At 40.0% G+C, this 24,920-nt stretch carries 23 protein-coding genes and 1 riboswitch; of the genes, 12 read left to right on the top strand and 11 right to left on the bottom strand.

What is annotated here, in order from left to right; genetic code table 11:
* The first annotated feature begins 332 nt into the window (after window positions 1-332).
* The 3 genes from ACT4_RS11890 to ACT4_RS11880 all read left to right on the top strand — a co-directional run bounded on the left by ACT4_RS11890 (window position 333) and on the right by ACT4_RS11880 (window position 2,673).
* Window positions 333-968, top strand: a complete 636-nt coding sequence (locus tag ACT4_RS11890; RefSeq protein ID WP_007482541.1) for a peroxiredoxin — start codon at window positions 333-335, stop codon at window positions 966-968.
* Between the two features lie 312 nt (window positions 969-1,280).
* Complete coding sequence (locus ACT4_RS11885; RefSeq protein WP_007482539.1) at window positions 1,281-2,090, top strand: MBL fold metallo-hydrolase; 810 nt, start codon at window positions 1,281-1,283, stop codon at window positions 2,088-2,090.
* 1 nt (window position 2,091) lies between these two features.
* Complete coding sequence (locus ACT4_RS11880; RefSeq protein WP_007482537.1) at window positions 2,092-2,673, top strand: dual specificity protein phosphatase family protein; 582 nt, start codon at window positions 2,092-2,094, stop codon at window positions 2,671-2,673.
* A 25-nt stretch (window positions 2,674-2,698) separates the two neighbouring features.
* Here ACT4_RS11880 and ACT4_RS11875 read toward each other — a convergent pair whose 3' ends face one another.
* The 4 genes from ACT4_RS11875 to trpA are packed head-to-tail and all read right to left on the bottom strand — an operon-like array spanning window position 2,699 to window position 6,739.
* Entirely contained in the window at window positions 2,699-3,769 is a 1,071-nt protein-coding gene (locus ACT4_RS11875) for an SPOR domain-containing protein (RefSeq protein ID WP_004877249.1), read from the bottom strand.
* Entirely contained in the window at window positions 3,760-5,046 is a 1,287-nt protein-coding gene (folC, locus tag ACT4_RS11870) for a bifunctional tetrahydrofolate synthase/dihydrofolate synthase (RefSeq protein WP_007482534.1), read from the bottom strand. The genes ACT4_RS11875 and folC overlap by 10 nt, the downstream gene beginning before the upstream one ends.
* Window positions 5,043-5,939, bottom strand: a complete 897-nt coding sequence (gene accD / locus ACT4_RS11865; protein WP_007482532.1) for an acetyl-CoA carboxylase, carboxyltransferase subunit beta — start codon at window positions 5,937-5,939, stop codon at window positions 5,043-5,045. The genes folC and accD overlap by 4 nt, the downstream gene beginning before the upstream one ends.
* Window positions 5,936-6,739 (bottom strand): tryptophan synthase subunit alpha, encoded by an 804-nt coding sequence (gene trpA, locus ACT4_RS11860; protein ID WP_004877253.1) that lies wholly within the window; start codon window positions 6,737-6,739, stop codon window positions 5,936-5,938. The genes accD and trpA overlap by 4 nt, the downstream gene beginning before the upstream one ends.
* Before the next feature lie 276 nt (window positions 6,740-7,015).
* Between trpA and ACT4_RS11855 the strand changes: the two genes are divergently transcribed.
* A complete protein-coding gene (locus tag ACT4_RS11855; RefSeq protein ID WP_034605099.1) occupies window positions 7,016-8,347 on the top strand; it encodes a Na+/H+ antiporter NhaC family protein in 1,332 nt (443 codons plus the stop codon).
* Between the two features lie 278 nt (window positions 8,348-8,625).
* Here ACT4_RS11855 and ACT4_RS11850 read toward each other — a convergent pair whose 3' ends face one another.
* Window positions 8,626-9,648 (bottom strand): AraC family transcriptional regulator, encoded by a 1,023-nt coding sequence (locus ACT4_RS11850; RefSeq protein ID WP_007482528.1) that lies wholly within the window; start codon window positions 9,646-9,648, stop codon window positions 8,626-8,628.
* Window positions 9,649-9,764: 116 nt separating this feature from the next.
* On the opposite strand from ACT4_RS11850, the gene ACT4_RS11845 reads away from it, so the two are divergent.
* Window positions 9,765-10,640, top strand: a complete 876-nt coding sequence (locus ACT4_RS11845) for a metal-dependent hydrolase (RefSeq protein ID WP_007482526.1) — start codon at window positions 9,765-9,767, stop codon at window positions 10,638-10,640.
* A gap of 116 nt (window positions 10,641-10,756) precedes the next feature.
* Here the strand turns inward: ACT4_RS11845 and ACT4_RS11840 are convergent, their stop codons facing one another.
* The gene (locus tag ACT4_RS11840) at window positions 10,757-11,752 is read right to left on the bottom strand and encodes a DUF2804 domain-containing protein (RefSeq protein WP_034605081.1); all 996 of its coding nucleotides are present in this window, start codon (window positions 11,750-11,752) and stop codon (window positions 10,757-10,759) included.
* 216 nt (window positions 11,753-11,968) lie between these two features.
* On the opposite strand from ACT4_RS11840, the gene ACT4_RS11835 reads away from it, so the two are divergent.
* Window positions 11,969-13,753: a bifunctional UDP-sugar hydrolase/5'-nucleotidase gene (locus ACT4_RS11835; RefSeq protein WP_034605077.1), complete on the top strand. Its 1,785-nt coding sequence runs from the start codon at window positions 11,969-11,971 to the stop codon at window positions 13,751-13,753.
* Between the two features lie 50 nt (window positions 13,754-13,803).
* Here ACT4_RS11835 and ACT4_RS11830 read toward each other — a convergent pair whose 3' ends face one another.
* From ACT4_RS11830 to ACT4_RS11820, 3 genes are read right to left on the bottom strand one after another with little or no spacing between them, the layout of a single operon-like run.
* On the bottom strand, window positions 13,804-14,316 hold the full coding sequence (locus tag ACT4_RS11830) for a DUF1543 domain-containing protein (RefSeq protein ID WP_007482522.1): 513 nt from the start codon (window positions 14,314-14,316) through the stop codon (window positions 13,804-13,806).
* 9 nt (window positions 14,317-14,325) lie between these two features.
* Window positions 14,326-15,555: a tryptophan synthase subunit beta gene (gene trpB / locus ACT4_RS11825; protein WP_004877265.1), complete on the bottom strand. Its 1,230-nt coding sequence runs from the start codon at window positions 15,553-15,555 to the stop codon at window positions 14,326-14,328.
* Entirely contained in the window at window positions 15,539-16,195 is a 657-nt protein-coding gene (locus ACT4_RS11820) for a phosphoribosylanthranilate isomerase (protein ID WP_007482520.1), read from the bottom strand. Before ACT4_RS11820 ends, trpB begins: the two co-directional genes overlap by 17 nt.
* 118 nt (window positions 16,196-16,313) lie before the next feature.
* Window positions 16,314-16,526, top strand: a riboswitch (cobalamin riboswitch).
* A gap of 36 nt (window positions 16,527-16,562) precedes the next feature.
* Here ACT4_RS11820 and ACT4_RS11815 point away from each other — a divergent pair.
* The 3 genes from ACT4_RS11815 (at window position 16,563) to ACT4_RS11805 (ending at window position 19,839) form a co-directional block, all read left to right on the top strand.
* Window positions 16,563-18,419: a TonB-dependent siderophore receptor gene (locus ACT4_RS11815; protein WP_007482518.1), complete on the top strand. Its 1,857-nt coding sequence runs from the start codon at window positions 16,563-16,565 to the stop codon at window positions 18,417-18,419.
* A gap of 93 nt (window positions 18,420-18,512) precedes the next feature.
* A complete protein-coding gene (locus ACT4_RS11810) occupies window positions 18,513-19,100 on the top strand; it encodes a cob(I)yrinic acid a,c-diamide adenosyltransferase (protein WP_007482516.1) in 588 nt (195 codons plus the stop codon).
* Window positions 19,101-19,119: 19 nt separating this feature from the next.
* Complete coding sequence (locus ACT4_RS11805) at window positions 19,120-19,839, top strand: glycerophosphodiester phosphodiesterase (protein WP_007482515.1); 720 nt, start codon at window positions 19,120-19,122, stop codon at window positions 19,837-19,839.
* Between the two features lie 29 nt (window positions 19,840-19,868).
* Here ACT4_RS11805 and ACT4_RS11800 read toward each other — a convergent pair whose 3' ends face one another.
* Window positions 19,869-20,396 carry an META domain-containing protein gene (locus tag ACT4_RS11800; RefSeq protein WP_007482513.1) on the bottom strand — a complete coding sequence of 176 codons (528 nt, stop codon included), beginning with the start codon at window positions 20,394-20,396 and terminating at the stop codon, window positions 19,869-19,871.
* Between the two features lie 211 nt (window positions 20,397-20,607).
* On the opposite strand from ACT4_RS11800, the gene ACT4_RS11795 reads away from it, so the two are divergent.
* The 3 genes from ACT4_RS11795 to ACT4_RS11785 all read left to right on the top strand — a co-directional run bounded on the left by ACT4_RS11795 (window position 20,608) and on the right by ACT4_RS11785 (window position 23,953).
* Entirely contained in the window at window positions 20,608-21,777 is a 1,170-nt protein-coding gene (locus tag ACT4_RS11795; RefSeq protein WP_007482511.1) for an acyl-CoA desaturase, read from the top strand.
* Window positions 21,778-21,913: 136 nt separating this feature from the next.
* Window positions 21,914-23,356, top strand: coding sequence for a YdiU family protein (locus ACT4_RS11790; RefSeq protein ID WP_034605074.1), 1,443 nt, complete (start codon window positions 21,914-21,916; stop codon window positions 23,354-23,356).
* Window positions 23,357-23,371: 15 nt separating this feature from the next.
* Window positions 23,372-23,953, top strand: a complete 582-nt coding sequence (locus tag ACT4_RS11785) for a murein L,D-transpeptidase family protein (protein WP_007482508.1) — start codon at window positions 23,372-23,374, stop codon at window positions 23,951-23,953.
* 274 nt (window positions 23,954-24,227) lie between these two features.
* On the opposite strand, the gene ACT4_RS11780 is transcribed toward ACT4_RS11785, so the two are convergent.
* Window positions 24,228-24,914, bottom strand: coding sequence for a response regulator (locus tag ACT4_RS11780; RefSeq protein WP_004877282.1), 687 nt, complete (start codon window positions 24,912-24,914; stop codon window positions 24,228-24,230).
* Window positions 24,915-24,920 lie beyond the last annotated feature (6 nt).

Here is a 24,920-nt window from a genome sequence, read left to right as displayed (position 1 = left end):
TTAGCTTTCGAGCTTAAAGCTTTCATCAAAGAAAGCTGAATAAGCCTTATTATGGTGTCAGAAATAAGAACTACAAGGGCTTTGCATCCAAACAGGTAAAAAAATCTGCTAGGCGATTCTGACATCAATCAACTAAAGACGGTTAATGTAGCAAATTTGCATTTAAGTTACATCGACTTGAATGTGAAATTCTGATCAATATTTTAACACCGCTTTTTTGCTTATATCTTAAAAATGGATAACAACATCAAAAAACAATAATTTTCTTTATAAATTGAATGCTGCATATTGAGTTCATACAAGACCATTACACAATATTTTTAGGATTTATTATGACATTACGATTAGGCGATATCGCTCCAAATTTCCAACAAGAATCAAGTGTAGGCCACATTGATTTTTATTCATTCTTGGATGGTCATTGGGGTGTTTTATTTTCACATCCAGCCGACTTTACCCCTGTTTGTACAACTGAATTAGGCTTTACGGCAAAGCTCTCAGAGGAATTTAACAAACGTGGTGTTAAAGCGATTGCTCTTTCAGTTGATGATGTTGAGTCTCATAAAAATTGGATTCAAGACATTAACGAAACTCAAAATACGACCGTTAATTTTCCGATTATTGCAGATAAAGACCGTAAAGTGTCTGAGCTGTACGGATTCATCCATCCAAACGCCAGTGAAACACTAACCGTTCGCTCACTCCTTATTATTGATCCAAATAAAAAAGTTCGTCTGATTATTACCTACCCTGCGTCCACAGGTCGTAATTTTAATGAAATACTTCGTGTGATCGATTCATTGCAATTAACGGATCATCATAAAGTTGCAACACCTGCGAATTGGCAACAAGGTGAAGACGTTGTAATTATTCCATCATTAAAAGATGAAGATGAAATCAAACAACGTTTTCCAAAGGGCTATAAGGCCATCAAACCTTACTTAAGATTTACACCACAGCCTGAGTGAGGATAAAACGAGCAATGCTCGTTCCGAACGCAAGGCGAACAGCTATGCTGTGAGTGAAGAGATTGAAGCCAATTAAAGGCTTCAAGCGAAGCGCAAGACAAACGAAGTGCGTAGCAATAAAGACGTGCAACGCTCGTTCCTGAGAAGCGACTAAAGCTTCGCAAGAAGATGAGCAGCTATGCTGTGAGTTAATAAATTTAAAAACTCCATCGCCTATCTACTCGATAGGCATTTTTTTGAAATAAATATTTGGGTATGCACGCATCAATAGGCTATAAGAATAAGTCAGCTCATTACACAATAAAAACGCTCATGATCTATAACATCCATCATTTACATTGCGGAAGCTTTTGCCCTGTATGCGCGCCATTATTTGGACAGAAAGGTTGGAAAGCACATCTGGTCTGCCATTGCCTCTTAATTGAAACTGATCGAGGCTTAGTGCTGATTGATACGGGATTGGGCTTACAAGATTATTTAAATATGGAAAAGCGCCTTGGTACTTTAGTTAAAAAAGTTGGGCATATCGAATCAAATTTAAAATTAAGTGCCATTCAACAAATTCAACAACTCGGTTTTAGCCAAAATGACGTGAAACATATCTTTGTCACTCATCTCGATTTTGATCATGCAGGCGGCATTTCAGATTTTCCAAATGCAACCGTTCATGTACTTGCAGCGGAGTTTAATGCGACACAATCCTTATCTGTTAAAAATAAACTGCGTTATAAAACAGACCAATTTAAACAACATCGCTATTGGAGCTTTGCTGAACATAATGATGGCGAAGAATGGTTTAATCTTCAAAAAGTCAGAGGATTACCTTTATTTCAAGATGAAATCTTGATGATTCCCCTGCTAGGACATACAGCTGGTCACTGTGGGATTGCAATTAAAAAATCGGATGGTTGGTTACTTTTCTGTGGTGATGCTTATTATTCACATTTAGAGTTAGATCCGAAGAATAAACTTCGTGCACTCGGTATCACTGAACGGTTATTTGCAGAAAATAACCAGCAACGAATACATAACCTCAAGCAGTTACAATATCTCGCTCAACACGAATCAAGTATTGAGTTAATTTGTGCGCACGATCCAGTTGAATTTAACCGTTATCAGTAATATGAAAAGAACTCTTATTGCCACGATTTTAGTTACGACACTGAGTGTCAGCGGATGTATGAAGCACCCGAGTTTAGATGACGAGCAACGCCCCCAAAACTGGGGAACACTCATCTCAAATTCGCACAATTTCTATCAAGTGAGTCAGGATGTATTTCGAAGCGAGCAGCCAAATGCTGAGTTAGCCCAAACATTGAAATCTGAAAAAATTGATACCATCATCAATTTGAGAGCTCGCAATGAAGATGCCATCGTTTTAAAAGATCAGAATTTTAATTTGGTACATATTCCAATTTATACGTGGGCAATTAATCGTTCTGATTTGTTGAAAGCAATGAAAGCGATTCAAACAGCAAAACAGAATAATCATAAAATTTTAGTACATTGTTATCACGGTTCTGACCGTACTGGAGCAACGATTGCCATGTATCGAATTATTTTTGAAAATTGGTCAATTGATGATGCCGTCAAAGAAATGAAAGAAGGCGGCTATGGTTATCATGTGATTTGGAAAAACATTGATCATTTATTTACACCTCAGAATGTAAAATGGATTCAACAGCAACTGTCGAATCCATCTTAAATCAAAGTTTAGACAAGGGTTTCATTTAACGTTGATCAAGTGGAACCCAATCAATCACCCATGCTGACTTCATATTTAAACTATCATCGCTGGTAATCTTCTTACGCGTCGCATCTGCAACATCACGGTCTTTGGCAGGACCGACCATAATACGGATACCTTTAGACGTTGGGCTTGTTGTCACTTTATAGCCTTTAGCACGTAGCTTTGATACAACAGCATCCGCATTAGCTTGATTCGCAGCCAAAGCAACCTGAACCATCCAGTTCTTATCGCCACTTTCCATGATCTCACGCGCTTTATCCGCTTCAGCTTTCTTCTTAGCTTCCTCAGCCTTACGCTTTTTCTCATCAGCAGCTTTTTTATCTGCTTCTGCTTTACGTTTTTCTTCGGCAGCCTTCTTCTCAGCATCAGCTTTACGCTTATCTTCAGCAGCCTTTTTCTCAGCATCAGCTTTACGCTTATCTTCAGTAGCCTTCTTCTCAGCTTCTGCTTTACGCTTATCTTCAGCAGCCTTTTTCTCAGCTTCTGCTTTACGTTTCTCTTCCGTCGCTTTCTTGTCAGCATCAGCTTTTTGCTGATCTACTTTTTGTTGTTCAGCCTTTTTCTTTTCGTCTTGCTTACGTTTCTCTTCTGCCAGACGTTGTGCTTTAGCCTTATCATCTTCAGCAACTTCTGGTGGAATATTGTCTGAACTTTCTTGCTCAGCTGCTCGGCGTGCATTTAACGCTGCATATTCTTCAGCTGCTTTACGTGCTGCTGCCGCTTCTGCCTCTTGTTGCATCTTCAAAAACTCAGCAGCTCTTGCTTCTTGTTCAGCCACTGCTTTTTCACGAGATCTACGCTGTTCTTCTAGTAAACGTTTTTCTGTTTCAACATCAACCGCTAAAGGTTGTAATGAAACCATGTCACTATCTTGTGCAGGTTGTGCTGTTTTTGGAGTTGAGTCTGTTTTGGGAATGGGATGAGTAATCTCAGCTTGCGCTTTATCTTGCTCTATTTCTTCATTACCTTTCAGAAGTAATGCTGCCAATAAAACACCACCACCTAGTAAAACAACGCCACCCATCCAACGTTGTTTGTTATTCATTGACATTCTTCTAAATACTCCCAGACCGCTTCCAAGGTATGAAACGAACCACAGACTAAAATCAATTGATTGTTATTGCTTTGCTTCAGTGCAGTTTCAAACGCTTGCTGAATGCTGCCAAACTCATCGACCTGTTCACCACGAAGCGCATCTGTTAACTGCGGCATAGGCGCGGCTCTAGGCACATCTAAAGTAGCAATAAACCAATTTTTTACTGTTGTTTTTAGTAAATCGGTGACAGATGCAATATCTTTATCTGCCAACATGGAAAATACAGCCACAACTTCTGTGTACTGTTTATTGTATTTTAAGAATTTTCGCAACTGATTCAATAAAAATTCGACGCCATGTGGGTTATGGCCCGCATCAAAGATCACCGTTCTATTTTTAATTTGACGAATTTCAAAACGACCTTGCAATTGAGCATTTAAAATTCCGCTTGCGATTGCAACTTGTGTCACTTCAACGCCGCTCACCAATATCGCTGCGACTGCTGTAGAAATATTATCTAACGCTAATTGACCAACAGGTAATTTTAGGGTTGTACCAGAAGAAGCAAAAGACCATGTCTCGCCATCTTCATTTAATTGGTAAAAATAATCTCGATTCAGCGCATACAACTGTGCTTGAGTGTCAGTGACTTTATCTTGAATCGCTTGAGGGAGCTGTTGTTGACCAGCGAAAATAACAGGAATGTTGGGACGAATAATGCCTGCTTTTTCAAAAGCAATCTTTTCAATGCTATCGCCTAACCAATCAGTATGATCCAATCCAATATTGGTAATAACCGCAATATCAGGATCGATCACATTAACAACATCTAAACGACCACCTAAGCCAACTTCAAGTACCCACACATCACATTGCTGTTGCTTAAAAATAACAAAAGCAGCCAATGTGGTTGCTTCAAAGAAAGATAAGCTTAGATCACATTCACGGCGCGCTTGATCAACTAAAACAAAAGCATCAATCAAATGCTGATCATCAACTTCGATTCCAGTAAGTTTAACGCGTTCATTAAAACGATAAATGTGCGGGGATTGATACAGCCCAACTTTATAACCTTGCGCATTTAAAATAGCAGCTAAAGTTGTTGTGGTTGAACCTTTGCCATTGGTTCCAGCAACCGTAAAAACTTTTGCTTTAGGTCGCATTACCCCTAGCTTTTCAGCGACAGGAATAACACGTTCTAAACCTAAATCAATCCCTGTAACATGAACATGGCTCCAATAATCGAGCCATGTTGTTAATGTATCTGTAGAATGTGGTGCGTGCTGTCTCAAGGTAAGTTCATCAGTTTAGCTACAAGTCTGTATACAGTATCACGTAATGCATGACGATGAACAATTTGATCGACCACACCATGATCAAGCAAATATTCTGCACGTTGGAATGGTTCTTCCAATTTTTCACGTACCGTTTGTTCAATCACTCGCTTACCAGCAAAGCCTATCATAGCCTTCGGTTCAGCAATATGTACATCGCCTAACATGGCTAATGACGCAGTTACACCACCATAAACTGGGTGAGTGAGTACCACTAAATAAGGTACACGTGCTTCTTTCATTTTTTGGATTGCAGCTGCAGTACGCGCCATTTGCATCAAAGACAACATGCCTTCTTGCATACGTGCACCACCAGAAGCTGCGAAACAGATTAATGGTTGATGTAATGCAATCGCACGCTCTGCCGCTTGTACAAAACGATCACCAACTACTGTGCCCATCGACCCAGCCATAAATTCAAAGTCAAACGCACAAGCGATCAAATTTAAACCTTTGAGTGAACCATGCATGACAACCAGACCCTCGGTCTCACCCGTTTTATCTTGTGCCTCACGTATACGATCTGGGTAAGGGCGGCTATCCACAAACTGTAATGGATCTTTTGCACTAAACTCTTGTCCAAGCTCACCATTGACTTGATCAAAGAACCAGTTCAAACGATCACGGGCGCGCATACGTAAATGCTCATCGCACTGAGGGCAAACGTAAGCGTTAAATGACATTGCGGTACGTGTCACAAGTGCATGACATTCAGGGCATTCAATCGTAGGTTCTGTAAACGTCGCTTTGAATGTCTGTTGTTCATCAGCAACTTGAATACCTGGAACTTGACGATCAGTCCAAGGTGTTGAAGGGCTAAGAACCTTCCCTGCTGTTAATTCTTGACTCATACTAACTCATCGAGCGCAGCTCGAAGCTCCTTCACTTTATTCACCGTCTGTTGCACAGCTTCATCTGCTGGCAATGCTGCAAAAGATTTAACGAAAGCACTTCCTACAATCACCGCGTCAGCAACTTGACCCATTGCTTTAGCAGACGCTGCATCACTAATCCCAAAACCAACACCTACAGGAACATTGGTTTTCGATTTAATTTTTGCAATACGCGCCGCAGCTTCTGAGGTATCTAATGTTGCTGCACCTGTCACACCTTTTAGTGACACGTAGTAAACAAAACCGCTGGCTTGATCAACCACGTGTTGAATACGATTGTCGGTTGATGTCGGTGCAAGCAAGAAGATTTGATCCATCTCATTTTGTTTCAAGACTTCACCAAACTGCTTCGACTCTTCAGGTGGTAAATCCACCAAAAGAACACCATCAACACCACAGTCTTTCGCATAAGCGACAAACTTTTCATAACCAATCACTTCAACAGGATTTAAATATCCCATCAAAACAACGGGTGTCGTTTGATCTTTTTCACGAAAGGCTTTAACCATATCCAAAGCATCTAAAGTATTGGTTCCGCCTGCCAAAGCACGCTCAGCAGCTAAAGCAATCACAGGACCATCAGCCATTGGATCTGAAAATGGTAGACCAAGCTCAATCACATCAACACCTGCTTCAACCATTTGATGAAGCAAAGGAACTGTTACTTGTGGATGCGGGTCACCTGCCATTACATAAGAAACAAGCGCTTTACGTTGCTGAGATTTAAGCTGTTCAAAACGAGTGGCAAGACGTGACATAGGATTATGCTTTCCTTGATTTATATAAATTGAGGAGTTGTTTGTAGTCATACAAAAACACTGCATTGTAACGCTATTTTTTGTTCATTGAACAGAGTTTGACGTGATTGCAACTGTGAATATGACGACTTCCAATCCCACTTGCACATTTATCTATATTTTCAATTTTTTCTCAATGATCAAAGCTTCCTAATTTTGAGCGAATATCTCGGCATTTTAGAAATTAGCAAAGCTCCTTTATACTACGCGCAATTTCTAAGTTTTCTTTTTATTTTTATGTCTGCCCACTCTCAGGAAAAAGTGCAAAGCAATGCGCTTGCTTTGTTGCCACTATTGGTATTTTTGATCATCTTTCTCGGGAGTGGTCTATATCATTCAATGATAGGGACTGAATTTGCGTTTTATCAAGTCAAAGCACCTGTAGCAGCGATACCCGCTGTCATTTTGGCATTACTGCTTTATAAACAAAAGTTAAATGCGGCAATTGAAGAGTTTCTACAAGGTGCGAGTCACCCTAATCTCATATTGATGTTTATGGTGTTTATGCTAGCAGGTGCATTTGCAAGCGTATCAGGCGCGATTGGTAGTGTAGATGCCACAGTTCAACTTGGGCTGTCTTTGATTTCAGCCGAATATGTCTTACCGATGCTATTTATCATTGCCGCTTTCATTGCAACCGCAATGGGAACATCAATGGGAACAATTGCAGCCTGTGCGCCCATCGCCTTTGGTTTCTCACAAGCAACAGATATTACCCCACTCTATGCAATCGGTGCTGTGGTTGGTGGTGCAATGTTTGGCGATAACTTGTCTATGATTTCAGACACGACTATTGCAGCAACACGCAGTCAAAATGTTGAATTAAGAGATAAATTTAAAGTCAATGTTTGGATCGCATTGCCAGCGGCGATTATCACACTCGGGGTTTATATTGCACTGAGTCATCAAGCCAATGCGATTGAATCTAAACCTTTTGATATTTGGTTGATTTTGCCTTATCTCGCTGTATTTTTTCTGGCATTTACTCGTCTGCATGTCTTAGCCGTTTTAATGATTGGTGTCGTCTTGTCTGGTGCGATTGGTTTAGTGAGTCTGCCTGAATTTAATCTTGCAAAACTCAATAGCAGTATCTATGACGGTTTTGTTGGCATGTTCGAAGTTGCATTACTTTCTATGCTACTTGGCGGGCTTTCAGCACTGATGCAAAAAGAAGGCGGATTAGAGTGGCTGATTCAACGTATTTATGCGATTACACGGTTATTTAAATTTGGCAAACAACGTGCTGGCGAGTTTGGAATCAGCTTCCTCGTGGTCTTCTCTAACCTATTTGTTGCCAACAATACCGTTGCGATCATTCTTTCAGGTGACATGGCACGAGAAGTTGCTAAAGAATATGGCGTTGATCCTAAACGTAGTGCAGCGTTGCTTGATATTTTCTCGTGTGTGGTGCAAGGAATGATCCCTTACGGCGCTCAACTTCTACTTGCATGTTCAATTGCTAAACTCTCACCAGTTGAGCTCATTGGACATATTTACTATTGTTGGATTTTGGCTATCTTTGCTATTTTCGCAATCGCATTTAATTATCCACGTTTAAAAAACCAATAGAAAATTTGAATTACTGATCAAGCTCTACTCTTAATAACGCTTTAATTTAGACAACAATCTACTATCGTGACAGGCGACATGAATGTCGCCCGTTGGACTTGTCTTGCGCTGCATTTCAAAGCAGTGCTTTAAAATTTGCTCAGGACGAAACGTCAGTCCAACAGAGGATTTTTTACTTTCATCCTTAAAAAATAAGAAAATATCAAACCCATCTGATTATTCATAAATTGAATGACCTTAGTTAAACTCACTTATGAATTAAAAGTTTGATCTAAAATCTATAAAGACTTTAAAAACTGCTTAGGTGTAAGCCCTGTCCAACGCTTAAATGCTCGTCCAAAAGCACTTTGATCCGCATAATTCAAAAGTTCCGCAATTTCAGAAAGTGATTTTCCTTGTTGTAAATACAGCTTACTTTGCTCCAAACGATATTGATCCAGAATATCTTGAAAATTAAGCTGATACACCTTGAGTTGTCGTTGTAAAGTTCTTTCAGAACAATGCAATCGCTTAGCCACATAACTCTGCAACACTTCTTCTTGTTGTACTAAACCTTGCTCAATATAAGTCAAAATCTTTTGTTTGAATTGTTGTTGCTGAATCTCGGTTGAGCTAATCCGACTCAACGACTGCTGCGCTTGTGTCGACAACACCTGATTCAACTGCTGATCCGCCGCAATACTTTTGGCCTTTAAAATCTGGTTGGAAAATCGTATCGCATATTGTCCAGCTTGAACTTGAATAGAACAGCCATAAAAACGCTCGAAATGATATAGCGATGTATGCGGTGCATATCCAAACTGAATCATTTGTGGTGGTGCTAAATGATCTAACACAATCGACTGAGCAATTTTAAAAATCAACGCCAAATTGAGTTCATACATTTCTCGGTAGTCAGGATAAGATGCGCTCCAAACGATTTGAATATATTCAGGTAATTGCTGAACATTGAGTTGTTCTAAATTGGTTTGTTTGAAAACCAGAGAATAGTAACGTTGTAGCAATTGCAAAGCTTGCTGCAGATCAAAACTAGTCGATGCCAAATAACCCATCAATCCTAAATCTTGCAAATTGGCATGTTCAGCTAGAACCAACGTAATCGGCCGTGTGAAATGTGGTTGAGCAGCTTGTAACAATAAAGCATAACGCTCAACGTCAAAGTCTTGTTCATCAGGGTTTTCTAGACAGTTTTGGAAAGCATGCCAAAGCTCAGGCGAAACAACTTTTGACAAATCAATATGTTCTTGTTGTAAAACGCGATTAAATAGCCGCAAATATCCAATTATAATTTTAACTGACATACGCCAATCTCATCCCTGATATGTCGTTATTTGTATAAAACTTGGCTGTAACTGTCAAAACATTTTGTTGAACTTTTTTCATACTGAGTTCATGAAAAAGACAAGGAATAGCAAAGATGAATGCACATGTTTCCTATCAAGTTGATCCAATTGTAAGAACCAAATTAGATTTTCACTTAGATCAAGCACCTCGCTTCTGGTTTGGTGGTGATCCTTTCCGCACACGTATGTTTGATGCATTAAGTCTCACCTTTCCTGATGGTGAACGCTATTTTATTGAGTGCGTGCGTTTATTCCGCGACAAAATTAATGATCCTGAGTTACAGGAACGTGTCGCTGACTTCATTCGTCAGGAAGCGCAGCATGGTATTGCACATGACAAAATGAATCAGATCATGAAAGAACAAGGCATGCCTGTTGATCAGTTCACCACACGTTTGAAAAAGATTTTTAGATTTGAATTAAAAAATCGTTCGGCCCAATACAATATTGCGATGACCGCTGCCGCAGAACACTTAACTGCACTGATGGCAGATACTTTTTATAGTAAAAAAGAAACTTTAGCAGAAGCAGATCCATTTGTTAGAGCACTGTTTGCTTGGCATGCGATTGAAGAAATGGAACATCGTGATGTTGCTTTTGATGTGATGCGTGAAGTCGGTGAAGTCCCAGAAGCTACTCGTCGCTTTGCTTTGGTTTTCACAACAGTGATGATGTTTGGTTTTACTCTATATCGTACAGATGTGATGCTCAAAACCGATGGTTTCAACTTGAGACAACGTTTTGATATGGCACGTAAAGGCTTGCCGTGGTTCTTTGGTCGTAACGGTATTTTGACTGCAAAAAGGTCTCAATATAGTGATTGGTTCAAGAAAGACTTTCATCCAAATCAACATCCTGTTATTCGTCAATATGATGTTTGGATTGATACTTTAGCCAAGACCAATGACCCAATTGCTGCGGGTGAAGCTTTTTGGCAAGCAGGGCTTTAACTTACCTAAAATAAAATTCTCTCTATATCAGTAATACCACTCGGTTAAGCAGTTTAGTTCCTCAATAGTTCCCCTCTTTTTTAAAGAGGGGCTAGAGGAAGTTTTTATTTGTTTACTCACCACTTCGCATAATGCTGTTCTAATAAGCCATATTCATTATCTAATGACACTAACTCCACCTGTTCATGCGCAATCGTACCGCTGACTTTGGCTTGCCATTGATTAAACTGGCTGCCGATCAACCGTAAATTAATATTTTCAAAACGACACCACCCTGTTTCCACCATCAAGTTTAAACATCCGCCTAATGAACGAATCGACCATGTCATTTCACTTTGTTGTTCAAATAGAACATCAGTCAGTGGATACAAACGTCCATTGACCCACAGCGCATTTTCATTACCAAAACTTTCATTCACGCCAGATGCAAGGTTTAAACCAATACGGCGATCATTTTTATCTATAAATTGGCATGACAACCAAAACCAAGCTGTTTCAGGACGAAGAAAACCACAAGTATCATCCAGTGCTGCAAGGCTATGAGCATTAAAATCAATCTGTTGTTGATCTGGGCTAATAAAGAACCCTTCAACCGCCAATGTGGTTTGCTTTTGAGTATAAGTCCAACCATTAATACCTGTCGGGCTACATAAACTTAAGGCATCCGTACCCGCACAAAAAATCCGTGCTTTTAACTGAATTTCACCATGCTTAGTTACTTGAATGTATCGCACGCCATTGGCATGTTGCATATCGAATTGATAGGCTGACTTTTTGAAATAACTTTGACTAAATAATGGTTGTTCATCCAGTTGCGTTTTCATAGCAAGCGGTTGAATTGCATTCCATTCAATTACTTTTTTAGCGAGATGGTCATAGACATAGAAAAAACCATGCCCTGCCCATGATAGATCGACAATCGCGATGCCAATACTGAAATGCTCATGCTGTAAGCCACAAAATTTAAATTTTTTATATTTAAGTTGTTTGCGCCAGCCTTTAAGTATCTGACCATAAGGTGATTTATAAATATAGTCATCTAGATTTATTCGTGATGGTACGTGGTCAAAACGCCCATAACGAGGCTGACCATTGACTTGTATCAAATCCATTTCAAAGCATTCCATGACTGATTGTTTAAATCTTTGCCAATAATAGTCTGTAAATCAGAAGATTAACACCATTAAAAGAATAAAATTTATACAAAATTTGAGCGTGATTCACCATTTCTTCAGACAGCATTCACGAGTAGCTGTCGTCCATTTTTTCATCAAAGATTCATACGAACACTTTATTTTTAAAAACAATCTTATACCAGTTGATAAAATATGACTCTTCAAACAATATTCAAAACAAAAGTATTATGTTTAATGCTTTTAGCTTTAACGGCATGCAACGACAATAACGATGATAGTAACAATCAACCACCTGTTGCTGAACGCCAAAATCAAAGCATTAACATCCTTGCATTCAATGACTTTCATGGAAACTTAGAACCACCGAAACGCTATATTGAAGCAGAAGATCCAACAGATACCAGTAAATCAGTACGAATCCCTGTTGGTGGGGTCAGTTATTTTGCCGATGCAATAAATAAACTCCGTGCTAAGTATCCAAATAATGCTGTCGTTTCTGCTGGTGATTTAATTAGTGCTTCCCCGCTCACCTCATCGCTATTCCTAGACGAGCCAACCATTGAAACCATGAATGATATTCATATTGATTTCAATGCTGTAGGGAATCATGAGTTTGACCGTGGTACAGATGAATTACGTCGTTTACAAAATGGTGGATGTGAGCAATATACCAGTGCTAAACCATGTCAAATCAACCCAAACTTTGAGGGTGCAAAATTCAACTTTTTGGCTGCCAACGTTTCGATGAAGGCAGACCCAAGTAAAACATTATTTCCTGCATATAAAGTCAAAACCTATGGTGGCATTCCAGTTGCCTTTATCGGTATGACCTTAAAAGCAACACCCAGCATCGTCTCTGCTGCGGGTATTAAAGATGTTGATTTTCATGATGAAGCCGATACAGTCAATGCCTTAGTTCCCGAGTTAAAGAAACAAGGTATTGAAGCCATTGTCGTTGTAGTGCATGAAGGGGTTGCGCCAAGTACTAAGTTTAATAGCAAAACCTGTGATGGATTAAGTGGGCCACTATTGGGAATTTTAGATCGCTTAGATCCAGCTGTAGATGTTGTTGTGTCTGGTCACACACATCAGTCTTATATTTGCGATTACGCAACCAAAAATCCGCAAAAACCATTTTTACTCACCTCAGCGGGTCAATACGGCACGGCGATTACCAATATTCAACTGGAATTGGATGGAAAAACAGGGGATGTGATCAAAAAAGATGCCTCTCAAGTTCCTATTCAAAGTGAAGCGTATACCTCTGGTTCAAATACGGTAAATTTGACTAATCTTTATGAAAAATTCAATAAGACGCCGAGCATCGAAGCCATACTTGATAAATATCGCCAAGCAGTAACGACTATCTCTGCTCGCGTTGTTGGTACTGCGAACAGTGTAATTAGCCGTACTGCAACTGAAAGTGGCGAAAGTGCATTAGGGAATCTGATTGCGGATGCACAACAAGCCGCTGCGTTAGCTGCAAGTGATCAAGGTTCTGATTTCACCTTAATGAATCCAGGCGGTGTACGTGCTGATCTACTCATTAACACCAATAATCAAATCACATTCGGCGACGTATTTACGGTACAACCATTTGGTAATTCCTTAGTGACTTTAAGCCTTACGGGCAAACAAATTCGTGATGTATTAGAGCAACAATGGTCTGGCGCAAATGCAGCAACTGTCCGCATCTTGCAACCATCGAAAGAGTTTAGTTATTCATACAACAAAGATAGTTCTGTATCACCGCGTGCAAGTCTTGTCATGGTCGCAGGACAACCACTTATTGATACGAAAGTTTATCGTGTGACTGTAAATAGCTTCCTTGCCGATGGCGGTGATAACTTTACTGTTCTAAAAGATGGTAAGAACCCAATTGGTGGCGGTCAAGATATTGATGCATTGGAAAAATATGTTACTCAAAACTCTCCGCTTACGGTACCAAATACCAATCGAATCAAGTTAGTTCAATAAAATAGTGAGTAAAAAAAGGGAAGCTTTTGCTTCCCTTTTTTATTGAGCTTTTAACCTATGGTGAGATAAGTATTTTCCCAAATGGTCGGGTTAAACTCACCTTGAACCAACTGGATATAGCGACCTGCTACATGATCGATAGGAATACAATCATCTACATCAACGACACGGTCTGTATGCGGTTTATGCCAGTGTTGCTCGATATATTGCTTACCGAGCTGTTTTGCATTTGTTGAATCTGTAGCCACAACAAGATGATAGCTATGTAACTCACCGAAAATATTCGGGACATATCCACCCAAGTTGATCAAATACAATTTTTCATCCGAAACTGACGGCGCTGCATCAGAAAAATGTATTTGGTACTTCACACCTTGCGATTGCACACCTGTAAACTGTGCCCAAGCATCAATATGCAATCCTTTCAACTCACCAAACCAAGCTTGTTTTAACTGTGGCATGATTTCAGGTAGTGTTTCACCTATTGCCATTACTACATCATGAACTTCAGTATTGGCTTTTGCATGTCGGCCACCCAACATCACCATAAACAAACTTGGCATTGTGAAAACTTACATCTCAACCATTTCAACGCCATCAATACGCGCAACTGTCATTAAGTCTTTATCACCACGACCTGAAACGGTTGCAATGATGATTTGATCTTTAGACATGGTTGGCGCAAGTTTAGTGACATAAGCCATGGCATGTGAGCTTTCAAGTGCAGGAATAATCCCTTCAATCTTGGTGAGATCACGGAAACCTTGTAGCGCTTCGTCATCATTGATCGGCACATATTCAACACGTTTCATATCTTTTAAGAAACTATGTTCGGGACCGACACCCGGATAGTCTAGACCTGCAGAAATACTATGTGTTTCAATGATCTGACCCTGTTCATCTGACATCAAGTAGGTACGGTTACCATGTAATACGCCGACATGACCTGCATTTAATGGCGCAGAGTGTTTACCAGTTTCAATGCCGTAACCCGCTGCTTCAACACCATACATTTTCACATCTTGATCATTCAAGAATGGATAGAACAAGCCCATCGCATTTGAACCACCACCAACACAAGCAACCAATGCGTCAGGTAAACGACCTGCTTGCTCTTGAATTTGACGGCGTGCTTCACGACCAATAATTGATTGGAAATCACGAACCAGCTGAGGATATGGGTGTGGTCCAGCAACAGTACCGATCACATAGTAAGTGCTATCAACATTGGTGACCCAATCTCGCATTGCTTCGTTCATGGCATCTTTCAATGTTTTTGAACCACTTTGTACAGGAACAACTGTCGCACCAAGCAAACGCATACGATATACATTCATCGCTTGACGTTTTACGTCTTCAGCGCCCATGTATACCACGCACTCCATACCCAAACGTGCTGCAATGGTTGCTGTCGCCACACCATGCTGACCTGCACCTGTTTCAGCAATGATACGCTTCTTACCTGATAGCTTTGCCAATAATGCCTGACCAATCGTGTTATTCACTTTGTGTGAACCCGTGTGATTCAAGTCTTCACGTTTCAGGTAAATTTGCGCACCGCCGAGGTGCTGAGACCATCGTTCAGCATAATAAAGTGGACTAGGACGACCAACATAGAACGCAAGATCACGATCAAACTCTGCCAAAAACTGAGCATCATTTTTCATACGACCATAAAGATTTTCTAAATCTTCAAGTGCAGCCATTAGCGTTTCTGACACAAAACGTCCACCATGAATACCGAAATGCCCTTGAGCATCTGGAAACTGGGTGTAGTCAATCACGTTATTTTGCTGATCCACGTCGGACTCCTTGCATAAATTTTTCAATGAGTTGTTGGTCTTTTATACCTTTTGCGGACTCTACGCCTCCGCTGACATCCACAGCAAAAGCAGCTGTAGTATCGATAGCTTCACTCACATTTTCAGGTGTTAAGCCACCTGCCAAAATTAGTGGAATTTCAAGTTGAGGAAATTTGTTCCAATCAAAGCGATGGCCTGTTCCACCCTTTAACTCAGGATGCCATGCATCTAACAATACCGCACTGGCACCAGCCACTTGATAGCGTTGAACTTCTGCCACTACATCTAAATCAGATTTCACTTGAATTGCTTTATACCAACGACGTTTACATGATTCTGCGATCTGCTGACATTGTTCAGGTGTTTCATCACCATGTAGTTGTAATACATCCAACGGAACTGAATCAAGCACCGTTTTTATTTCTTCAGCACTAGCATTTACAAACAAGCCCACCAATTGCACATAAGGCGGAATAAGTTTTGCCAACGATTGCGCTTGCTCAATAGTCACATGGCGAGGACTAGGCGGGAAAAATACAAAACCGATTGCATCTGCGCCTGCCTGCACCACAGCTTGAATATCTTGTGCTCGAGTTATTCCACAAATCTTGGCGCGAGTTCGCATTTGAGATTGGCGCATGATGTGTCCAATTTAAAATGAATATTTTGAAACCATCGCATTGTAATGCAATTTGACTCACTTGGGGCAAAGTTCATTTCGAAATGCGATTGTTTAAAAAACGTTAACACTTTATACTTCGCCCAATATCGCAACAAGTCTAAAGCAAATTCTTTTGCTTATAGGGAAGTTGGTGAAAATCCAACACTGCCCTCGCAACGGTAACACCGAATTATTAATCAAGCTCAACGCCAAATCACTGCGTCGGATCGATGTGGGAAGATGATTAATAGCATCATTATTGTGATGATATAGTGAAGTCCGGAGACCTGCTTGTTGTCCATTTCCACATTAACATTCACGATGGGTGAATGTCTGGAGCGACATCATGTCTACAGTTTTTCAACCAACTCGTTTAGTTGGTGCTATCGCTATTGCGATGGGGTTTTCTTCACCTGCTTTTGCTCAAGATCAATCAACAGAAAAACCAGCAACGCTTGATACGATTGTTGTGACAGCATCTCGTAGTGAACAGAAAATCAGCGAAGTTCCAGCGCGTATCAATATTATTGAACCAAAGATTCTTGAACAATCGCCAATTGCTTCTTTACCACAACTATTAGAAACCGATGCTTCAATCAACATGGTACAAAGCGGCGGTTATGGTCAATCAGCTTCTATTTTTTTACGCGGAACTAACTCTAACCATACATTGCTGTTAAGAGATGGGGTTCGTCTTAACTCAAATACATCTGGTGCAGCATCATTACCATTTATTGATACAACTGATATTAAACAAATTGAAGTCTTAAAAGGCCCAGCATCAGTTCTATATGGTGCAGATGCAATTGGTGGTGTAGTACAGCTTATCTCAAAAACTCCAGAAAAAACTTCAGCATTCATAACTGGGGAAATTGGCGAAAATAAAACGTATAAGTCAGTTGTTGGCGCAGATCTCGCTGAAAATGGTTTTTATGCTCAAATTCGTGGACAACGCTTAGAAACTGACGGTACACCAGTCACTGATGCAAAAGACAATAAAAAAGCCAGTTTTGATCAAAAAGGCTATAGCGCAAAAATCGGTGTTGAAAAAGAGCTATTTGCAGCTTCTGTCGATTATAGTGAAAACGAAGGCTATAGTGACTATGACAACTACGGCAACCTCGTTTCTCAAGACTTTAAAAATGAAGTGATCAACGTAAAAGGTCGAGCAAATGTTCTTGATAATCTAGCTATCCATGCTCGTTTATCGCAGTTCAAAGATGATTTAAATCAGAATAACTCTCCAGACTACGTTTATAGTACTACACAAGAAGCTGAGCTTTATACCAAATGGCAAATGACGCCTGCTCAGAATATTTTAGTGGGTTCAACATATAAAGATATCAAAGGTGATGTGTACTCTAAAAATCTTTGGGGTGGCCAAGACGTTAAATATAAAGAATCAGTAGATACGATTGGTTACTTCGCGCAGCACCAATACAAAAGTAATGGTTTAGAAACGCAAGTTGGCGTTCGTGTTGAAGATAATGAAAAGTTTGGTACACATACTGTTGGTCAAGGTGCTATTCGCTATCAAGTTCTACCACTTACAAGCGTTTATGCAAATATTGGCTCTGCATTCCGCGCACCGACTACAAATGACTTATATGCTATTTCATGGGGTGGAAATCCAGACCTTAAGCCTGAAGAAAGCTTTTCTTACGAAATTGGTGTCGATCAAAAGCTAAATTACAATATCAACCTTGGTTTATCTATTTACCGAAATAAAGTTGATAACCTTATCAGCTATCAAGGAAATAAATTAATCAACGTAAATAAAGCGACGTTTACAGGCGGGGAAGCATCCCTCAAATGGCAACAAGATGAACTCTTTTTGAGTACAACTTATGCTTATGTACAAGCAAAAGATGATGAAACCAAAAAAGATCTAAACCGCCGCCCACGCCAAAGCTTAACGCTTACAACAGGTTGGGATGATGGTGAGTATGGTGTTTCAGCTTCTGTAGTTGCTAAATCAAATTCAAAAGACTTTGCTGATTGGCCGTCTACTACACCGACAACCAATCCTGGTTACGTGACAACCAATGTAAATATTTATTGGCAGCCGATTCCGATGATCAAGCTGTTTGCAAATATTGAAAACATTGGGGATGTAAACTATAAAACAGCCTATAACGGTAATGGTGTGTATTACATCAACGGTGGTCGTCAAGCTTCTGCTGGCGTAACTTTCCGTTATTAATCGCGCAAACAAATAACAAAAATATTTTCTTAACTCCATTTTCGGGGTAATGTTTTGACCGACATTATCCCCTTTTTATTTTTAGGAAACCCAATGGGACATCGTTTAAGCAAAATCTATACACGTACAGGTGATTCAGGCACGACTGGTCTTGGAGATGGTTCTCGTGTAGCCAAAGATGATTTGCGTATTACCGCCTTGGGTGACGTTGATGAACTTAATGCAACTATTGGCGTATTAAGAGCACAAATCAGCGCATCTCAAATTGAAAATAAAACCGATTGGGATAAAAGTCTAAGCCTAATTCAACATTGGTTATTTGATCTTGGTGGTGAAGTGTGTATTCCAAACTATCACCTGCTCCAACCTGTATGTATCGAGTTTCTTGAAAAAGAAATCGATCAAATGAATGAATCTTTGCCAATGCTCAAAGAATTTATATTACCGTCAGGAAGCTTAGCTTGTAGTTATGCTCATCAAGCACGTGCCGTATGCCGCCGCGCAGAACGTGCATTAATGTCTGTACAGAATCGAGACCAAAATATTCAAGCAACCGCATTACAATTATTGAATCGTTTATCAGACTGGTTATTTGTTGCTTCGCGTGCTTTACAACGTGCCGAAGGTGGTAGTGAAGTTCTGTGGCAAAAAAATATTAATGACAGCATTGACCTACAATAAGCTAAAAGGCAGATAACGAATGCAAATTATTGGTCATCGTGGTGCACGAGGGGAAGCTCCCGAAAATACGTTAGGTGGCTTTCGTTACCTGCATGATTTAGGCATACGTGCAGTTGAGTTTGATGTACGCCAACTCAAAGATGACCAATTGGTTGTGATTCATGATGATGATTTTGTTCGTACCACGGGCAGATCACAACATGTTGAAAGCTGTAATTTACTTGAAGCACAACAATTCGATCATCGCCATCAATGGCATGCGTGGGCATTGGAAGAATACACCCCTAATCTTCCCCACGTTTTAGATTGCTTAACTGACTTTGAGCATATCGAAGTTGAAGTGAAAGCTGTCTCGGATGAGGCTGCTGCCGAACGCTTAATTCACCAATTACAACAAGACCTCAAAGGCTTTGAAAAAACAGCAACGATTACCAGTTTTGATATCAAAATTTTAGCTGCTCTCGCCCAACAACAAAGCCATTTTAAACGGGGCTTGCTGATCGAAATACCAGTCGGAGAATATGCAATTGAACTTGCACATCAATATGGCTGTTGTCGAATTGGATGGAAAGATCAACTTGCTACAGATGACATCATTCGCCAAACTCAGCAAGCCAATTTAGAGATCAGCGTATGGACTGTGAATGATGTTGATCGAGCCAAACATCTCCAACAACTCGGTATCCAAGGTTTAATTACAGATGTTCCGACAATGATGTTACAACACCTTCAGTTATAAGAAAGGCAGAACAAATTCTGCCTTTCTTTTTACTTTTTACGCTGTGCTTGTATTAATCTCTGCCCTTTAGCATCTAACAAATATAAATTTGTTCCATCAAATTGGAAGCGTGTAACACGTTGTATTGCATCCATAAGATCCGCCTCTTGAGCTAAAGCCTTATTACAACTGTAATGCCCCGCCATGACATCAAAATCAAGCTTTCTTTGAGCAAAGTCATAGGTGTAACGTCCATAAAGGTTATTACATCCCGTATGCCCAGAAACCAATTTTGATACCGAGTTCAGAGAAAAGCTTGGATACTGATTAAAGAACAAAGCACGCTTGTTTTGAATCATGGTAATTTGCCAATCGACATCTTGAACGCCATCAGTACTTTTACGTACTTGCATACTCGGTAACTGAGTTATTCGTTTGGGCTGTAAGGTATTTTTTTGCACTCTTGATGGCTGGCTTTGACAAGCCGCAAGCATCACAACAGTAGATAATATGAAAGTTTTGTTAAAAAATGCCTTCTTGGAGAAAATAGGATTTTTCACGGTAAATTGCTCAGACATTGATTTATTTCACCTTTTAATTCATTGATCAAGCTAACAAATGAATTCTGTTACTGTTCTTTCGATACAACTGTACAATAATACTAGTGCTAATGAATCCGAGCATGCTAATATCAGTGATAACATAGCAATATATCGTCATGATTGGTTTTGCTATCTCGTTTAGTTTTATTATCTTGTGCAAACAAGGATATTAGGAGCGCTGCCGGATATGAATTCCGCCCCACTCAAGAAAGCACCTATTAATTGGATTGCAATTTTTGCCTTGGTATTTCTACCAATTGTTGCACTAATTTCTATTCCAATCTATACCTATCATCATGACTTCAGTATGGGTGCATGGATTAGCATGTTTGTCTTACTGGGTATAAGCAGTTTAGGTATTACTGCAGGCTATCACCGCTTATGGGCACATCGTGCTTATGAAGCCGCTTTACCTCTTAAAATTTTATTGATGATCGCAGGTACATTTGCGGTTCAAAACAGCATTCTGTTTTGGGCTTCTGGTCACCGTACACATCACCGTCATGTTGATGACGTCGACCAAGATCCTTATTCAATTAATAATGGTTTTTGGTACGCGCATATGGGTTGGATGTTACGTAACTACCCAGCCGCTGAACCAAACTATAAAAATGCACCAGACTTGTTAAATGACAAGTTAGTGATGTTCCAAGATAAATATTACGTTCCACTCGTCATTGCGGTTCATGCAGGTATTTTATTACCTATTGGTTGGCTTGTAGGTGACATCTGGGGCGTATTACTTCTAGGTGGTTTGGTTCGCTTATTCATCAGCCATCATGTGACTTTTTTCATCAACTCGCTTTGCCACATGTGGGGCAAACGTCCATATACAGATGAAAATACGGCGCGTGATAACTTTATTCTCGCCATCCTCACCTGGGGCGAGGGTTATCATAATTACCACCACATTTTCCAATACGACTATCGTAATGGGGTAAAATGGTGGCAATATGACCCAACAAAATGGTTGATTTGGACGAGTTCTAAGCTCGGTCTAGCTAAAAACTTACGTCGTATTCCAAGCTTTAATATTAAAAAAGCTGAACTTGCGATGAAGTTTAAATATGCTGAACAAGATTTGGCAATTTATGGGCACGATGTAAATACTGACATCGTTCAAATGAAGCAACGTATTGCGCAAGAATATGAAGCATTTACCCATACCTTAAATGATTGGGCGAAATTGAAAGAGCAAGAAATTCAAGCTAAAAAAGCAGCTGTAGCTGAGAAAATTCATCAAATGGATCATAAACTGAAAGTTGATTTCCAATTACTTGAACACAGACTTGCTCATCATCGTGAGTGCTTAGAAACATTGATGCGCAATATTAAAAAAGCACCTGCTTCTGAATAAACTCAATATAAAAAATGGTCTCACAATGAGGCCTTTTTTTATGTCTACTGATACATATTTGCTATCACGGACTTCATCGCTGCTCAGCTTAAAATTTGTTATAGTCAACACATTCCCCTCCCAAGATATTTCAGTTATGCAATTCAATCCTCGCTACAACGCTCTGAACCCCAAGCTTTATCATCTACAGCAACCCAGCCCTTTGCGCGGTGCAAAAGCAGGTCATTTCAATGAAGCTTTGGCGGATGAGTTGCAATGGAGTGAAGAAGACAAAGCGAACTGGGTTGAAATTTGTAGTGGGCAAAAAACCTTTGCTGAATTTCCACCTTTAGCGATGGTTTATGCAGGACATCAATTTGGGCAATGGGCAGGACAACTGGGCGATGGTCGCGGCCTATTGATTGGACAAATCCTCAATACGCAAGGTCAAACGATTGATCTTCATCTTAAAGGTGCGGGTTCTACTCCCTACTCGCGTATGGGGGATGGGCGTGCTGTACTACGCTCAGTGATTCGTGAATATCTGGCAGGTCATGCACTCAATGCGCTTGGTGTTGCATCAAGTCATGCTATCGGATTTACATCTTCAAGCCAAGGCGTACAGCGTGAAACCTTAGAACTCGGTGCCATGCTATTACGTACTTCGGATTGTCATATTCGCTTAGGTCATTTTGAATGGATTAACCAATATGCACCTGAGCTATTGGCTGAATTTACTCAGAAATGCATCGAATGGCATTATCCAGCATGTTTAGAAGCTGAAAATCCAGTACTTGCATTTGCTCAAGCTGTAATTGAACGGACTGCGATTATGATTGCAAAATGGCAATTGGTCGGTTTTGCACATGGCGTGATGAATACAGATAACTTAAATATTACAGGTTCTACTTTAGATTTTGGCCCATATGGTTTTATGGAACGTTTCCGCCCCAATTGGATCAACAATCATTCAGACTACCAAGGTCGTTATACCTATCAAAATCAGCCAAGTGTTGGCCACTGGAATCTGTGGACTTGGTTAAACAATCTCATTCCTTTGGCTGAAGCTGAACAAAAAGAACAATTCAAACTGGATTTAGCAAAATGTTTAGAACAGTTCGAAGCTATTTTTTTAGAACATTATGGACAAGGTTTATGTCAAAAGATGGGGCTTCCTCATTTTCATAAGGATAGCTTAGATTGCAGTTTTTCATTCTTGCGAATCTTGCAAACAGAACAACTCGACTACACTCAGAGCTTTCTTCGTTTACAAAACCAAGAATATAAAGCACTTCGTGATGATTGCTTAGATTTACGTCAATTTGATGGGTTTATGCATCAATATCAACAGATTCGTGAACATCAAGATACGCTCGCATTAGACCAAGCCATGCAACAAGCCAATCCACACTATATTTTACGTAATCACATGGCGCAAAAAGCAATTGAACAAGCCGAACGTGGGGATTTCAGTGAGGTTGAACGTTTATTCCAGTTGCTTAATCAACCCTATACTCGACAACTTGAATTGGAAACTGAACAGGACACTGTACCCTTACCAAGTGATGTACCTGAAGTTTCTGTAAGTTGCTCATCCTAAGTTACGAGGATCAATATGAAATTAGGGCTTGTTGTTGCAACTATCATCATTGTCATCTTGAGCGGATTTACTTTTTATAAGTATGAAAAGTTTATTCCAACTTTTGCATCGAAACATCAAGCCCTTTCAGCCCAAGAAATAGAAAGCTTAAACAAAAACAAACCAGTCACCACGATTGAGGTATTTAAAGATCAAAGATTATTACAACTGAAACATCAACAAGAAGTTATCCGAAGCTATCCTATTCGCTTAGGCTTTGATCCAATTGGGCACAAACAATTTGAAGGTGATGGTAAAACACCTGAAGGAACGTATACGATTGATTGGCGTAACTCAGAAAGTGCATTCTACAAGTCACTGCATATCTCCTACCCCAACGCAAATGATGCGGCTTATGCCAAACAACATAATCAATCTGCAGGTGGCGATGTGATGATTCATGGCACTGTCCCAAAGCAGGCAACCTCATTTCCAAGTAGCGCTTCATATATGCCGCGCAAGGATTGGACATTAGGCTGTATTGCTGTTACAAATTCGGATATGGATGAAATTTGGCAACTCGTTAAGAACAATACGCCTATCATCATTCATCCATAATCCTAAAGAAATAATATCTGTCTACTGGGGATGAACCGCTTTATTAAACCGTATAAGGCTTATGCAGAGGATAACTTCCAAGGTATGTAGATGTCTTCACCAGCCCCTCTCACCTACCATAAGCTTTTGTAAAGTAATGTAATATTTAAAAATCGACAACTGCTGTTTTTATCTAAAGAGCATAAAAGTAGATAATTTCTACAAAAGTTTTAAGAAACTATCCACATTTTCTGTGGATAACGCTGTGGTTATCCACAGGATAAAACAAAGTTACTTACTCATCAGGATATTCAAAGCGATAACCCACACCATAAACCGCCTGAATCCACTCATGACGGTTACCCGTATCTGCCGCTTCAGAGATCTTACGACGAAGGTTTTTGATATGACTATCAATCACGCGATCCGCAACATCAAAACTGTCAGGATTAATATGGTCGAGTAACTGTGCACGCGAATACACTTGTCCCAAATGCTCTAAGAACAATTCTAGAATGCGAAATTCTGTTGGCGTCAATGTCAGTGCTTTTTGTTGATACCAAATACGTTGTTGCGCTTTATCAATACGGAATAAGTCATTTTGCTCAGGTTCAGCTTTACGCTCTAAACGGCGTAAAACGGCTTGCACTCGAGCAACCAACTCTTTAGGGCTAAATGGTTTACAGATATAGTCATCGGCTCCCATATTTAGACCTAAAACACGATCAATTTCTTCAGTACGTGCAGTCACCATAATGATCGGTAGATCAGACTGCTCTCGTACTTTACGGCAAATGGTCAAGCCATCCATACGAGGCACCATCAAGTCCAGAATCATTAAACTTGGTTTGCGTTGCTGAAATTGGGTATACGCATCTTGCCCATCATGAAACATACTGACTTCAAAACCAGCCGCTTCTAAATAATCACGAACCAACTGTGCCAGTTCAACTTCATCTTCAACCAACATAATATGTTTCATGGTGTT

Origin of the sequence: Acinetobacter sp. NBRC 100985 (genome assembly GCF_000241225.1) — a bacterium.
GTDB classification, from domain to species: Bacteria; Pseudomonadota; Gammaproteobacteria; order Pseudomonadales; family Moraxellaceae; genus Acinetobacter; species Acinetobacter venetianus.
The sequence above is the reverse complement of the archived record's forward strand: the minus strand, read 5'-3'. Positions and strand labels throughout refer to the sequence as shown.